The organism is Paraburkholderia sp. BL17N1, assembly GCF_003634175.1.
In the GTDB taxonomy this organism is placed as follows: Bacteria; Pseudomonadota; Gammaproteobacteria; order Burkholderiales; family Burkholderiaceae; genus Paraburkholderia.
The window spans coordinates 2393411-2407023 of sequence record NZ_RBIW01000002.1 but is presented as its reverse complement, the minus strand read 5'-3'; the positions used below and the strand labels follow the sequence as shown (position 1 = coordinate 2407023).

The 13613-nt window shown below is 64.2% G+C and carries 10 protein-coding genes and 1 pseudogene; 2 read left to right on the top strand and 9 right to left on the bottom strand.

Annotated features, from left to right (window positions below; all coding sequences use genetic code 11):
* Positions 1 to 74: 74 nt before the first annotated feature.
* From B0G82_RS30695 to B0G82_RS30670, 6 genes and pseudogenes are all read right to left on the bottom strand, one after another.
* Positions 75 to 1178, bottom strand: coding sequence for a hypothetical protein (locus B0G82_RS30695; RefSeq protein WP_121310058.1), 1104 nt, complete (start codon positions 1176 to 1178; stop codon positions 75 to 77).
* Between the two features lie 287 nt (positions 1179 to 1465).
* Positions 1466 to 2452 (bottom strand): lipoyl synthase, encoded by a 987-nt coding sequence (lipA, locus tag B0G82_RS30690; RefSeq protein ID WP_121310057.1) that lies wholly within the window; start codon positions 2450 to 2452, stop codon positions 1466 to 1468.
* 1 nt (position 2453) lies between these two features.
* Positions 2454 to 3567 (bottom strand): annotated as a pseudogene (locus B0G82_RS30685) (acetoin dehydrogenase dihydrolipoyllysine-residue acetyltransferase subunit).
* Between the two features lie 3 nt (positions 3568 to 3570).
* A complete protein-coding gene (locus B0G82_RS30680) occupies positions 3571 to 4575 on the bottom strand; it encodes an alpha-ketoacid dehydrogenase subunit beta (protein WP_106282388.1) in 1005 nt (334 codons plus the stop codon).
* A gap of 39 nt (positions 4576 to 4614) precedes the next feature.
* On the bottom strand, positions 4615 to 5598 hold the full coding sequence (locus B0G82_RS30675; protein ID WP_121310056.1) for a thiamine pyrophosphate-dependent dehydrogenase E1 component subunit alpha: 984 nt from the start codon (positions 5596 to 5598) through the stop codon (positions 4615 to 4617).
* A gap of 40 nt (positions 5599 to 5638) precedes the next feature.
* Positions 5639 to 6703, bottom strand: a complete 1065-nt coding sequence (locus B0G82_RS30670; RefSeq protein WP_121310055.1) for an NAD(+)/NADH kinase — start codon at positions 6701 to 6703, stop codon at positions 5639 to 5641.
* A 411-nt stretch (positions 6704 to 7114) separates the two neighbouring features.
* Here B0G82_RS30670 and B0G82_RS30665 point away from each other — a divergent pair, with 411 nt between their 5' ends.
* Together B0G82_RS30665 and B0G82_RS30660 are read left to right on the top strand one after the other, a co-directional pair.
* The gene (locus B0G82_RS30665; protein WP_121310054.1) at positions 7115 to 9103 is read left to right on the top strand and encodes a sigma-54-dependent Fis family transcriptional regulator; all 1989 of its coding nucleotides are present in this window, start codon (positions 7115 to 7117) and stop codon (positions 9101 to 9103) included.
* Positions 9104 to 9447: 344 nt separating this feature from the next.
* Positions 9448 to 9828, top strand: a complete 381-nt coding sequence (locus B0G82_RS30660) for a DUF2917 domain-containing protein (protein WP_121310053.1) — start codon at positions 9448 to 9450, stop codon at positions 9826 to 9828.
* Between the two features lie 132 nt (positions 9829 to 9960).
* On the opposite strand, the gene B0G82_RS30655 is transcribed toward B0G82_RS30660, so the two are convergent.
* From B0G82_RS30655 to denD, 3 genes are all read right to left on the bottom strand, one after another.
* Positions 9961 to 10533 (bottom strand): hypothetical protein, encoded by a 573-nt coding sequence (locus B0G82_RS30655; RefSeq protein ID WP_121310052.1) that lies wholly within the window; start codon positions 10531 to 10533, stop codon positions 9961 to 9963.
* A gap of 513 nt (positions 10534 to 11046) precedes the next feature.
* Complete coding sequence (gene pcaF / locus B0G82_RS30650) at positions 11047 to 12249, bottom strand: 3-oxoadipyl-CoA thiolase (RefSeq protein WP_106282394.1); 1203 nt, start codon at positions 12247 to 12249, stop codon at positions 11047 to 11049.
* Between the two features lie 367 nt (positions 12250 to 12616).
* Complete coding sequence (denD, locus tag B0G82_RS30645; protein ID WP_121310051.1) at positions 12617 to 13597, bottom strand: D-erythronate dehydrogenase; 981 nt, start codon at positions 13595 to 13597, stop codon at positions 12617 to 12619.
* Positions 13598 to 13613: the final 16 nt, after the last annotated feature.

Genomic DNA, 13613 nt, shown 5'->3' with positions numbered 1-13613 from the left:
TGCCGGTGAATCCTTGAGCGACGCTCGGCGCGCCGCAACTGTCTCCCGGGATTTGACTCGCATGGCAGCCCCCATCAGGACCAGTGCGCCGGCACCCAGACACGCCCGATCCAGTGGCCCGGCACCCACACGACCGGACGCGGCGCCGGCGCGACATAGACGACGCGCGGCGCGACATACACAGCATGCGGCGGGGGCGGCGGTGCGTAGACGACCGGCGGGCGCACATAAGCAACGGGCGGCGCGACCACCACTGGTGCAGGCGTCACGACAACCGGCTTCGGCGCAACCACGACAGGAGCAGGCGTCACCACAACCGGAGGCGGCGGCGCAACCACCACCGGTGCAGGCGTCACCACGACCGGAGGCGGCGGCACATACACAACCGGCGGAGCGACCACGACCGGCTTCGGCGCCACTACCACCGTCGTGCCGCCCGTCGCGACGACACCCGTCGTGGCCACCACCGTTCCACTCGACGTCACCGTGTTGCCGTGCGTACCCGTCACGCTCGTCGAGGTCGTCACGACGCCCGGTGCGACACGCGTGGCCGAACCCGAGTGATTGACGGTGCCGCCATCCGAACCCGTCACGGTGCCCGAACGCGAGCATGTCGAGCCGGCGCAGTTCGTCGACGCCGAATGGTTGACCGTGTTGCCGTTCGAGCCCGTCACCGACCCCGACGACGAATACTGTCCCGGGCCGTTCTTCGTGACATCGCCGGACGTGGTCGCCGTCTTGCCGTCGGGTCCGGTAAGCGTGCCGGTGTGCGAGCATGTGCCGCCGGCGCAATTGGTATCGCCTGCATGCTGGACGGAGTTGCCGTAGCGTCCCGTCGCGGTGCCCGAATTCGAGAACTGGCCCGGCGCGTTGCGCGTCACCGTGCCGGTGTTGGTCGCGAGACCGCCGTAAGGGCCGGCCACGCCGCCCGCATGCGAGCAGCTGCCACCGCCGCACGAGCCGTAGCGCGCGCCGTTATAGGTGCCGCGCGACGTGTAGGCCGTGCCGTGTTGCGACCAGGCGAATGCCGATGCGCTGCCGAGCGCGAGCACGGCGACCGTGGCGGAGAGCACGAGCTTGCGCAGTGCGCCGCGAGCGGATGAAGGGATCGTCAAGGAGGCGGAAGCACAGACAGATGCAGCGGCGGTGGCCGGGACGACGAACGAACGATTTTTCACGATATGTCCTTCTGGGATTCGGGCCACTTCTGTCACTGCTGCGTGGCGACGAAACGGACTATAGAAGGACACGCCGACATAATCGACCGGGAAGATATGTCACCCTGTTTCACCACGAGCAAAGCCTGTGCGACAAGGGTTTGCGGGCGTTTTCCGCGCCGCGTGACATATTTCGACATAGATTGTTGCAGGCGAAACGGCGGACCGCGCCTGCTTTTAGAAACAACGAAGTTGCCGCTCCTCGCTTGTCGTCCGCGACGAAGCGAGGGTGACCCCCCTTCTTCATATCATTGCGTTGCGCGCGCCATGGCGATATCGGCAATCTGGTCGGCCTGATACGACGAGCGCACCAGCGGCCCCGCCACGACTTCGCGAAAGCCCATCGCCAATCCGGCCTCGCGCCAGGCGTCGAACTGTTGCGGCGTCACGTACCGGCGCACCGGCATATGAAAACGCGACGGCGCGAGATATTGCCCGATCGTCAGGATGTCCGCGTGATGCGCGCGCAGATCGCGCATCGCGTCGAGCAGTTCTTCGTCGGATTCCCCCAATCCGGCCATCAAGCCTGATTTGGTCAGCATCGTCGCGTTCGCCTGCTTGACGCGCGCGAGCAGTTGCAGCGAGCCCTGATAGTCCGAGCCCGCACGCGCGGCGCGATACAAGGCAGGCACCGTCTCCAGGTTGTGATTGAACACATCGGGCCACGCGTCTGAAAACGCCAGCAACGCTCGCTCGACACGTCCGCGAAAATCCGGTGTCAGCACTTCGACCCGAATGCCCGGCACGCGCTCGCGCAGCAATGCGACGCAGCGCGCAAAATGCGCCGCGCCGCCGTCGCGCAGATCATCGCGATCCACCGACGTCACCACGACATAGCGCAGGCCGAGCGCCGCCACGGCATCGGCGAGCCGCTCGGGCTCCGCTTCGTCCAGCGGCGCGGGGCGCCCGTGTGCGACGTCGCAGAACGCACAGCGCCGCGTGCAGATACCCCCCATGATCATGAACGTCGCGGTGCGCCGCGCAAAACATTCGCCGATGTTCGGACACATGGCCTCCTCGCAGACCGAATGCAACCGGTGCTCGCGCAGGATCGCCGCAATGCCGGCGACCGTCTCGCTCATCATCGGCTTCGCGCGCAGCCACGGCGGCTTCGGCAAGACCTCGCCGTCCGTGGCCGGCACGATCTTCACCGGAATCCGCGCGAGCTTGTCAGCGCTGCGCTTGCCGTGCTGACCGAGCGCGGTGACGCTGTCGCCATGCAATGCGGCGTCCATTTCAGCGCCCCAGAAAATCGTTGAGCAGACGATTCACTTCGGACGCCGCTTCCATCTGCACCATATGCCCTTTGCCTTCGAGCACGTGAACCCGGATGTCGCCCGGCAGGCCCTGCGCATGCGCGGCCGGGATGATCTGATCGCCGGTGCCCCAGATCACGAGACTGCGCGGCGCGAGTTCCGCGAGCCGGTCCCGATAGCTCGTGCGCTGCGCGTTGCCGTCGAAGGCCGACGCCGATATCTTGCGCAACGCTTCGGGCACGCCTTCGAGCCGCTTGTACTTGACGATGTCCTCCACCAGTTGACGCGTCACGAGACCCGGGTCGGCGAAGAGTTTGGCCAATTGCGGCTTGAGCGCATTGCGATTGCTGCCTTCAGTGAAACCGGTGATGTAGTCGCCGTTGATTTCCGTGCCCAGTCCCGCGGCCGAAATCAACGCCAGCGACGCCACACGTCCCGGCGCCTTTGCCGCAACGGTCATGGCGACCAGTGCGCCCATGGAGTGACCGATCAACTGCACCTTGTCGATGCCGCGATCATCCATGAAGGCGATCACGCTGTCCGCGAACTCGTCGGCACTGCCGGTCTCGAGCGCCTTGCCGGATTCGCCGTGACCCGGCAGATCCAGCGCCCACACCGCCCGATGCGCGGCGAGGTCGGCGTGATTGAACAACCAGTTGTTCAGATCGCCGCCAAAAACCGTGAATCAGCAGCGCGGGCGTGCCGCCCTCGCCGAGTTTCAGATAGCGCACCGTGCGCCCGCCGATCTGCGCTTTCTCCGGTTGCGGTCCACTGTCGCCATCCGCCGATGTGGCCGGCACGAAGTCGCGCTGAAATGCTTCGACCTCGGCGTCGATCTGCGCGTCCGGCGTTTCGGCGTCCGCCACCACGGCCAGCAATGCGCCGATAGGCAGCGTGTCGCCCTCCTGCGCGATCCGCCGGCGCAAGATGCCCTCGAACGCACACTCGACGCCCGACGAAATCTTGTTCGTTTCCACGTCCAGAATCTCGTCACCCTTCACTACCTTGTCGCCGATGGCCTTAAGCCAACCGTTGACCTGTCCCTGCTCCATCGACAAGCCCCATTTGGGCATCGTGATCATATGGATCGGCATCGCTCAAGCCCTCACTTTCAGTACGGCCTCGGCGATCTGCGCAGCCGACGGGATATACATGTCTTCGAGCACGCCGGCAAACGGCGTGGGCGTATGCGGCGCGGTCACCATTTCGATCGGCGCCTTGAGCGAGTGGAACGCACGCTGCGCGATCAGCGCGGAAATGTCGGTGGCGATCGAGCAGCGCGGATTCGCTTCGTCGACCACGACCACGCGTCCGGTGCGGTTCGCGCTCTCCAGGATCGTTTCTTCGTCGAGCGGCGAGGTTGTCCGCAAGTCGATCACCTCCACCTGGATGCCGTCCTTCGCGAGCTTTTCAGCGGCTTCGGTGGCGTAATGCACCATGCGTCCGTAGGTGACGATCGTGGCGTCGTCGCCGTCGCGCACCACGTTCGCTTCGCCGAATGGAATCGCATACGACTCTTCGGGCACCTCGCCCTCGCGGCCATATAGCAACTTGTGCTCGCAGAAAATCACCGGATCGTTGTCGCGGATCGCCTGAATCAGCAGACCCTTCGCGTCATACGGCGTCGACGGGCAGACCACTTTCAGTCCGGGAATGTGCGTGAACAACGAAGTCAGCATCTGCGAATGCTGGGCCGCCGCGCGCAAGCCCGCGCCCTGCATTGCGCGAATCACGACCGGCGTCACCGCCTTGCCGCCGAACATGTAGCGGAACTTGGCGGCCTGGTTGAAGATCTGGTCGAAACACACGCCCATGAAATCGATGAACATCAGCTCCGCGACCGGCCGCATGCCGCAGGCCGCCGCGCCGACCGCCGCGCCGACATAGCCGCCCTCGGAAAGCGGCGTGTCCAGCACGCGGCCCGGATATTTGTGAAAGAGTCCCTTCGTGACGCCGAGAACGCCGCCCCACGCGTCCTGTTCACCAGGCGAGCCGGCGCCGCCCGCGTTGTCCTCGCCCATCACGATGACGGTTTCATCGCGGGCCATTTCCTGACTCAGGGCTTCGTTGATTGCCTGAGAGAATGTGATCTTGCGTGCCATGTCTGTCTCCAGAATCGTTTAGATGTGCAATGCCGTGCGTTACGGATAAGACACGTAGACGTCGCTCAACAAATCTTCAGCAGTCGGCAGCGGCGCAGCCTTGGCTTCGGTCACCGCACTGTCGATCAGACGCTTGACCTCGGTATCCACGCCACGCAACTGATCCGCGCTCAGCATTTCGGCGCGCACCACGCGCTCTTCGAAACGCTTCAGGCAATCCTTCTCGTCGCGCAGTTTCTGAACTTCGCCGGGCGCGCGATAAGTTTGCGCGTCGCCTTCGAAATGGCCGAAATAGCGTGAGAATTTCACTTCGACGAGCGTCGGCCCGCCGCCCTGACGCGCGCGTTCGATCGCTTCACCGAGCGCTTCATGCACCGCAAAGAAATCAAAGCCGTCGACGATCACGCCCGGCATGCCAAAGCCGCTCGCGCGATCCGCGATGTTGTCGGTTGCCACCGACCACGTCGACGATGTCGCTTCCGCATAGCCGTTGTTCTCCGCCACGAAAATCGCCGGCAGCCGCCATACCGAAGCCAGATTCAACGATTCGAAAATCACGCCCTGATTCGAAGCACCGTCGCCGAAAAAGCACACGCCCACGCCGCCCGACTTCTTGTACTTCGCCGCCAGCGCCGCGCCGCAAATCAACGGCCCGCCCGCGCCGACGATACCGTTCGCGCCCAACATCCCTTTCGACAGGTCGGCGATATGCATCGAGCCGCCTTTGCCGTGGCACACGCCGGTCTTGCGGCCGTAGATCTCGGCCATCATGCCGTGCACGTCCACGCCCTTGGCGATGCAATGGCCATGACCGCGGTGCGTGGTCGCCACATAATCGGCGTCGTTCAGATGCAGCATCGTGCCGACGGCGGACGCCTCTTCGCCCGCGTACAGATGCACGAAGCCGGGAATCTCGCCGGTCGCGAATTCCACGTGCAGACGCTCCTCGAACTCGCGGATCGTGCGCATCATGCGATACGCCTTCAGTAGATCTTCCTTGCTCAACTCAGTTGAAACCGACATGGTGTGTCTCCTTGGAATGAATGCACTGCCTGCCTACAACCTACTTTTGATGCGCAACCACGTTCGCCACTTCCCGCACCAGTTGACGTGACGCCGCGAAACGCAGCGTGCGTTCGACATCGACCGTCAACGGCCCGTCCCAGTCCAGCGCGATCTCATAGCGGTCGCCGCGCTCCAGTTCGATTTCGCGCTCACCGTCGAAAGCGAGCGTGCCGTGCTCGGTGTCGAGCGGCCGCCACACGCCGACTTCGACGCGTTCGCACGTGCGCATCAGCACGCGCTCCACGCGGCCCGGCGCAATCGGCGCCGCCAGCGGCACACCGGATTCGCCGGGCGCGGCAAAGCGCAGATGCAAACCGTGCGACGCGGTGCGCTCCACGGGCGCCCACGCTCCGCCGATCGACGAAAGGCCGATGCCGTCCGGCGAGGCAAACGTGAGAAAGAGTTCTTCGATATCGGCCGGATCGGACACGGCCCGCGCGCCGACAAAGCGCTGGCGGCTCACGCAGACGTCGACCAGCGCGATCTCCTCGCGGCCGAGATTCGGCCCAGCCGTGCAGCGCACCACGAGCCGCTTGTTGCGCATCAGCGCCACGTCCGGCGGCACCGCACCCGACGCGACAAGCGCGCCCGCAAGGCCGGCCACGGTCGCTTCGCGCAAATCCGGAAAGGCGTTGTTGGTGCCGGTGGACAAGGTCAGCAGCGGCACTCTCCCGCAATGTGCGGCGACCGCGCGATGCGTACCGTCACCGCCCAGTACGGCGATCAGTTCGACACCCGCCTTCAGCATCGCGACGACCCCGGCGTGGGTATCGGCGACGCTGTCGGTGATCGGCTGCTCGATGAACTCGACCTCGGGCCAGCGCTGTTGCGCGGCGACGGCGTCGTGCGTGTCGAGCGCGCGCAGCAGCAGCGCCGCCACGCCAGTCCGGTCGCGCAAACACAGCACGCGGGTCACGCCGAGCACACCTAGCCCGGCCAGCAGGCGCACCACCATGTTGGCTTTTTCGGAGGTCGGGAACACCGACGCGTAGGAAGTAAGACGACGAATGTCGCGACCCGACGCCGGGTTCGCGATCACGCCGACGGTGATGGGCGATGGCACTGTGCTTGTCTCCTTTCTACGCCGTCGTCGAACGGCGGCGCTTTGTCATGCGCAGGACACTGCAAAGGGTGTGCCAATTTGCTGAAAAATCGCGCCGCCACACGAAAGTGCCGTGTTTAAAGGGCTCTGCGCATTGCCATGCAGGCGAGACATCGAACCACCGCCGCGCGATGCAGCGTCGCGCGCGTCTCAAGCCGATCGCTTGCGACGTTCGCAACCGGCACGACGAAACCGAACACGCAGCGCAAACCCTTCACCCGCCTCGATCCGCGCGGCAAGGCTCCACGTCTCACCTGAGACTGAGACAAACGTCTCACGCGTCTCGCGTGCTGCATTGCAGTGTGATTCATCAAGCGGGATGTGATACAAGAAGCCCTGATCTCACTGTGTGTCGCTCGCCTGGAGCCGACCATGCCTTACCTCTCGCAGACCCAGCACATCGACCGCGTGCGTGGCGCCATTGAAGGACGCCTGCCCGCGCCTGCCGATTCTCCGCGGCTCGTCTCGTCGTGGCAGCGTTCGTTCGAACAGTACCGGCTCGACCCTGGCGCCGTGATCGGACCGCGCGTGCTGACGTCCGCCGAATTGCGCGAAGTGCAGGGCAAGGAAGAGGACTTTCTGCGTGCGTCCGGGCAATGTCTGTCACGTCTGCACGACATGATTCGCGTCGCCGACTATTGCGTGATGCTCACCGACGCGCACGGCGTCACCATCGATTACCGGATCGACCGCGAACGCCGCAGCGATTTCAAGCATGCAGGGCTGTATATCGGTTCGTGCTGGTCCGAGCGCGAGGAAGGCACCTGCGGCGTGGCGAATGTGCTGACCGATCTTGCGCCGATCATCGTGCACAAGACCGATCATTTCCGCGCTGCGTTTACCACGCTCACCTGCAGCGCGGCGCCGATCTTCGCGCCGACCGGCGAGATGATCGGCGTGCTCGATGCCTCCGCCGTGCAGTCGCCGGATAACCGCGACAGTCAGCGGCTCGTGTTCCAACTCGTGCGGCAAAGCGCCGGTCTGATAGAAGACGGTTACTTCCTCAATCAAACCAGCCAGCACTGGGTTCTGTTCGGCCATTCGAGCCGCAACTTCGTCGAGGCGCAGCCCGAAGTACTGATCGCCTTCGACGAATGCGGCAATCTCGTCGCCGCCAATCGCAAGGCGCGCGAGTGCATTCCGGCGCTCAACGGTCCGCGCCACATCGACGACGTATTCGACACGTCGGGCTCGCATCTGCACGACGTCGCGCGCACGGATGCGATTATCGGCTTGCGTCTGCGCGCGACCGGAACGACCCTGTATGCGCGGATTCGCGCGCCGCTCAGGCGGGTCTCGCGCTCGGCGCCCACGATGAACGGCAGCGCCGCACGGTCGTCGCAAAGCGCGTCGCAAGACGATCTGCAACTGGGTGCGCTCGGGCGTTTTCTGCACAGCGCGGAGCCGCAGATCGCGCACAACGCGGCCGTGGCGTTGCGCGTGATGGGCAAGCGTCTGCCGATTCTGATTCTCGGCGAGACCGGCGTCGGCAAGGAAGTGTTCGCGCATGCGGTGCACGATTCGGGCGCGCGGCGTGCGAGGCCGTTTATCGCGGTCAATTGCGGCGCGATTCCCGAATCCCTGATCGAAAGCGAATTATTCGGGTACGCGCCCGGCGCCTTCACCGGCGCACGCAGTCGCGGCGCGCGCGGCAAGATTGCACAGGCACACACAGGTACGCTGTTTCTCGATGAAATCGGCGACATGCCGCTCGATCTGCAAACGCGTCTGCTGCGCGTGCTGGCTGAAGGCGAAGTGACGCCGCTCGGCGGCGATGCGCCCGTGCGCGTGGATATCGACGTGATTTGCGCCACGCACCGCGATCTCGCGCAGATGGTCGCGGCCGGCACATTCCGCGAAGACCTGTATTACCGGCTGAGCGGCGCATGTTTGCCGATGCCGCCGCTGCGCGAGCGCGCGGATATCCGCGACGTGATCGACGCGGTCTTCGACGAAGAAGCGCAAATGGCCGGCCACGTGCTCACGCTGGATCCACAATTCGCCGAACGTCTTGCAGGGTTCGCATGGCCGGGCAACATTCGCCAGTTGCGCAACGTGATGCGGTACGCGTGCGCGATCTGCGACAGCGCACGCGTGGAATTGCGCCATGTCGCGCCGGATATAGCGGCATTGCTCGCGCCCGAGGCCGTGCACAAACCGGCGTTATTGCGGATCGATCCGCATGACAGCCGGCGACGGGACGCGCGGCAGGATCCGCGCGAGGAGCGTGCGCGCATTATCGACGCACTCACCCGCCATCAATGGCGGCCGAACGCAGCGGCGCAAGCGCTCGGCATGTCGCGCGCCACTTTGTATCGGCGTATTGCGTCGTTGGGCATCGTCGCGCCGCATCGACGTTGAAACGCTGCTTGTCAGTGTGATGCGCCGCCACGCGAAAAACGCGTGAGTCGCCATTGCCACTACGCGTTTTCGTATTCCATTTCACATGCCCGTTTGCATGGAGTGCGATCTTTTCGATTGACAAGACCCGCGGCAAAACGGCACACTCGATCTCATGTTGACGCACATCTCCATCGCGAATGCGATTACACACCCGAAGCGAGCCATCATCGGCTGGCCATTGGGAGTACGTGCGCGTTAGCAGTCTGAATCTGCGTAACACATCCCCAAGGCCCCGCCGGTAACGGAAGGGGCCTTTTGTTTTGTGGGCGCCTCCGTCAGCCGGCTTGATGACGGAGAACGAGATGGATCAGGCAAGCCCGCAGTGCATGGAAGATGACTCGAGTCTGCTGGCGTATCGGCAGGACGAGCGTCTGCCGAGGCTGGTGCTGCATTTTTCAGTGATGCCAGGCGCGACGCTGACCTGGCGTGTGGAAGCCGATAGCACGCTCGCCGTGCAGGGCGCGCGCCTCTGGCTCACACGCGTCAGTTCACCTTACGATCATTGGCTCGATCCGGGCCACACATTCCAACTCCAACGCGGCGAGCGTGTGTGGCTGAGTACCGATGGCGAATGCGTCGCGCGCGTATCGTTGAGCTACGCGTTGCCGGCGCGAGGCGGTCTGCTCAGACGCTGGCTGGGACGACTCGCGTGGTTGAGTCTGGGACCGCCTGCGCCACGTTAGCCGAGCGCGTGACGGCGCGGCTCCGCGAGGCATCACACGCCCGGGAAAGACACAAACACCCCTGCAAACGAGGGGTGTTTGCTCGCACGCTCTTTTGCATGAACGCGCGATGGCGCAAGACTGTTTATATGCTTACTTCGGCGTCACCTGCACAGCCGCCGCTGAAACGAATACCGCGTGAATCGTATCGCCGACCTTGACGTCTTTCAGATCGACGTCCGGACCGGCTACGAGGGTTTGCGTCTGATAAGCGCCGCGCAGCGTGACCAGCCGCTTCTTGCGATCGATCTTCTGCACGGTGGCGAGCACTTCGATCTGGCGCGCCGATTCGAAGCCGCCCGAAGCCGGGGCATACACCTGTGTGTCGACACGCGCGCGAATGCCCTTGTCCTTGCCGGTGACCTTCTCGGCCTTCACGAGCAGCGCATTCTTGTAGAGCACGTCCACCTGATCACCCACTTTCAGGTTGTCGAAACCCTCCACCTGCTGGCTCACGAGCACGACCACCACGTTGCCACCCGACCCCTTGAGCGTGAGCGTACGTGTGCCTGGATCGATACCGACGATCTGCGCCCGCACATGCACCGGCTCCACCGCACTGACGACGCCTTGCGCGGCACTGGCCATGGCATCTTGCGCCCGGGCCGGCTGGGCTGCGGCCAACGCCGCGAACACCAACGCTGCTCCAATGGTCGTTGCCTTCATATGCATGCTCCTCGAGAAATTGTTTGATGCAGCGTGACGGCGATCTGAAACCGCGAGATGCCGATTGATAACTCCATGAGTGCCTGTGTGTCTTCAGGATGATAGTTTTCAAAAGGTACGGCGCAAATGATTTTACATGCCTTACAACGGCCTGCAATTGATTGAATTGTGATTTTCAAATAAATGCACGCAGCTCTGAAGTGTGCCGCGACACGGCGTCGCAGCGGCGTCCTGCCAGACGACAACGACGCGAGATTGCCACCGCCATTCAAAATGAACGACAGGTTTTAAATGCACCCAGCATTAAGCGGATACTGCATGGTTGCCGAATCGGCAATCAATATTTTTCTGGATATTCAAGCATTATCGCGCGTGTCATTAGATCGGATTCGATGCTGATTCGATATGCGCCCCATGCGCGTTGAGCACCAAAAGAAACAGCCTCGTCGCGCGAGCGACGAGGCTGTTTCATCCAGCAGCTTCAACCGTGACGCGGACTAAGCCGCTGAACGATCACACCCGCTCGATCGCGATCGCAATGCCCTGGCCGACGCCGATACACATCGTACACAGCGCAAAACGGCCTTGCGTGCGATGCAGCTGATACATCGCCGTGGTCACGAGACGCGCGCCGCTCATGCCGAGCGGATGGCCCAGTGCGATCGCGCCGCCGTTCGGATTGACGCGGGCGTCGTCGTCGGCCACGCCGAGTGCGCGCAGCACCGCGATGCCTTGCGAAGCGAACGCCTCGTTCAGTTCGATCACGTCGAATTGATCGATGGTCATGTTCAGACGCGCCAGCAGTTTCTGCGTGGCGGGCGCCGGGCCGATCCCCATCACGCGCGGCGCGACGCCGGCCGTGGCGATACCCAGCACGCGAGCGCGCGGCGTCAAGCCGAAGCGCTTCGCGGTCTCTTCATTCGCGAGCAGCAGGGCCGCCGCGCCGTCGTTCACGCCCGACGCGTTGCCTGCCGTAACGGTGCCGTCCGGACGCACTACGCCCTTGAGCTTGGCGAGGGTTTCGAGGCTCGTCTCACGCGGATGCTCATCTTGCAGCACCGTGATCGGGTCGCCCTTCTTCTGCGCGATCGTCACGCCGACGATTTCCTGCGCGAGCGTGCCGTCGCGTTGCGCGCGCGCCGCTTTCTGCTGGCTGCGCACCGCGAAAGCGTCCTGATCGGCGCGGCTGATGTTGTAATCCGTGGCGACGTTCTCGCCCGTTTCCGGCATCGAATCGACGCCGTACAGTTTCTTCATCAGCGGATTGACGAAACGCCAGCCGATGGTCGTGTCATGGATTTCGGCCTGGCGCGAGAACGCGGTGGGCGCCTTGCCCATCACGAACGGCGCGCGACTCATGCTTTCCACGCCGCCCGCCACCATCAACGCGGCCTCGCCGGATTTGATGGCGCGCGCCGCGATGCCGACCGCGTCCATGCCCGAACCGCACAAGCGGTTCACCGTCGTGCCCGGCACGCCCTGCGGCAAGCCCGCCAGCAACAGCGACATGCGCGCGACGTTGCGGTTGTCCTCGCCGGCCTGGTTTGCACAGCCGTAGATCACGTCGTCGATTGCGTTCCAGTCGACGTCCTTGTTGCGCTCCATCAGCGCCTTGAGCGGCACGGCGCCCAGATCGTCGGCGCGTACCGACGACAGCGAACCCGCATAGCGGCCGATGGGGGTGCGAATCGCGTCGCACAGGAATGCTTCGGTCATGTGATGTCTCCAGTTGATGTGCTGCGTGCGCTGCGCCGCGGCCGGAACTCAGGCCCGGCGCGAACCGGACGCGACGGAAAGCGGCTGCCGGGCAGCGGCGGCGTCAATTCAGCTTAGCGCAGGATGATGAACGGTGGGCTCGAGAATGTCGCAATATGTTCTTGATACGAACAGACGGTCATATATCGAACAACTAGACACGATAATAGGCGCGCGGCCGAAACCATGTCAAGCACGGCCAGGCCCGCACCAGGGAATACGTGCAGGCCGCGTGCGTTTTTTCGAAGGATCAGACGAATCGTGCGCCCTGCCGGCGGCCTGTTTTCCAGGCGCCGGCACGGGGCTGAAGACTGCGTGGCGCGTGTGTCTAGCGGAGCTGGATATGCTCGTCCTCGATATAGCTGCGGATCACATCGGCAAAATTGCGCTCGCCGCTCAACCCCAGCCCTTCGGCACGCGACGTATCCCACCGTCCCGGCCAGCTACCCACGATTTTTTCGACGCGCGCATCCGGCTCGAACACGATCCGCGCGGCAGTCGCGTCGCCCGCGACCTCGCGCAGCGCGGCGACCATCTCGTCGACGCTCACCGAAATACCCGGTAAATTCAACACGCGCTGGTTACCGAGCGCGGCGGAATCGAGTTCGAGTCCGGCGATCAGGCTCTCGATCGCCTTGCGCGGCGACAGCAGCCACAGGCGCGTCGAGCCCGCGACCGGGCACACCGCCGCCTCGCCGTTCAACGGCTCGCGAATGATGCCGCTCGCGAACGACGACGCCGCCGCATTCGGCTTGCCCGGCCGCACGCTGATGGTGGGCAGCCGCACCACGCGGCCGTCGACGAATCCGCGCCGCGCGTAATCGTTGAGCAGCAACTCCGCGATCGCCTTCTGCGCGCCATACGACGACTGCGGATTCAGCGCGGTGTCGTTCTGCACGACCTCGGGCAACTCGCCGCCGTACACCGCGACGGAACTCGTGAATAGCACGCGCGGCCGGTGGCCACGTTGCCGGCAAACTTCGAGCAGCAGCCGCGACGCATCCAGATTGATGCGCATGCCGAGATCGAAATCCGCTTCGGCCTGGCCGCTCACGACCGCGGCCAGATGGAAGATCGCCGAGGTCTGCGCGTCGATCACGCGCTCGAGCACGCTGCGCTCGGCGATGTCGCCCACTTCCGCGCGCACGCGCTTATCGCCGAAATCGTTGGCTTGCACGACGTCGAGCAGCACCAGTTCGGTGATCGCCTGCGGCGTGCCTTGCGCGTCTTTCAGGGAACCCCGCGCAAGCAGTTCGCGCCCGAGACGCTGGCCGAGAAAGCCCGCCCCGCCGGTAATGAGTACTTTCATGATGTGTTCGTCCTTG

What these genes read in the sequence shown, in the direction of transcription:
- lipA (WP_121310057.1), bottom strand. Translation starts at nt 2,452, where the DNA reads ATGGACGCCGCATTGCATGGCGACAGCGTCACCGCGCTCGGTCAGCAC.
- B0G82_RS30680 (WP_106282388.1), bottom strand. Translation starts at nt 4,575, where the DNA reads ATGGCACGCAAGATCACATTCTCTCAGGCAATCAACGAAGCCCTGAGT.
- B0G82_RS30675 (WP_121310056.1), bottom strand. Translation starts at nt 5,598, where the DNA reads ATGTCGGTTTCAACTGAGTTGAGCAAGGAAGATCTACTGAAGGCGTAT.
- B0G82_RS30665 (WP_121310054.1), top strand. Translation starts at nt 7,115, where the DNA reads ATGCCTTACCTCTCGCAGACCCAGCACATCGACCGCGTGCGTGGCGCC.
- B0G82_RS30660 (WP_121310053.1), top strand. Translation starts at nt 9,448, where the DNA reads ATGGATCAGGCAAGCCCGCAGTGCATGGAAGATGACTCGAGTCTGCTG.
- B0G82_RS30655 (WP_121310052.1), bottom strand. Translation starts at nt 10,533, where the DNA reads ATGAAGGCAACGACCATTGGAGCAGCGTTGGTGTTCGCGGCGTTGGCC.
- pcaF (WP_106282394.1), bottom strand. Translation starts at nt 12,249, where the DNA reads ATGACCGAAGCATTCCTGTGCGACGCGATTCGCACCCCCATCGGCCGC.
- denD (WP_121310051.1), bottom strand. Translation starts at nt 13,597, where the DNA reads ATGAAAGTACTCATTACCGGCGGGGCGGGCTTTCTCGGCCAGCGTCTC.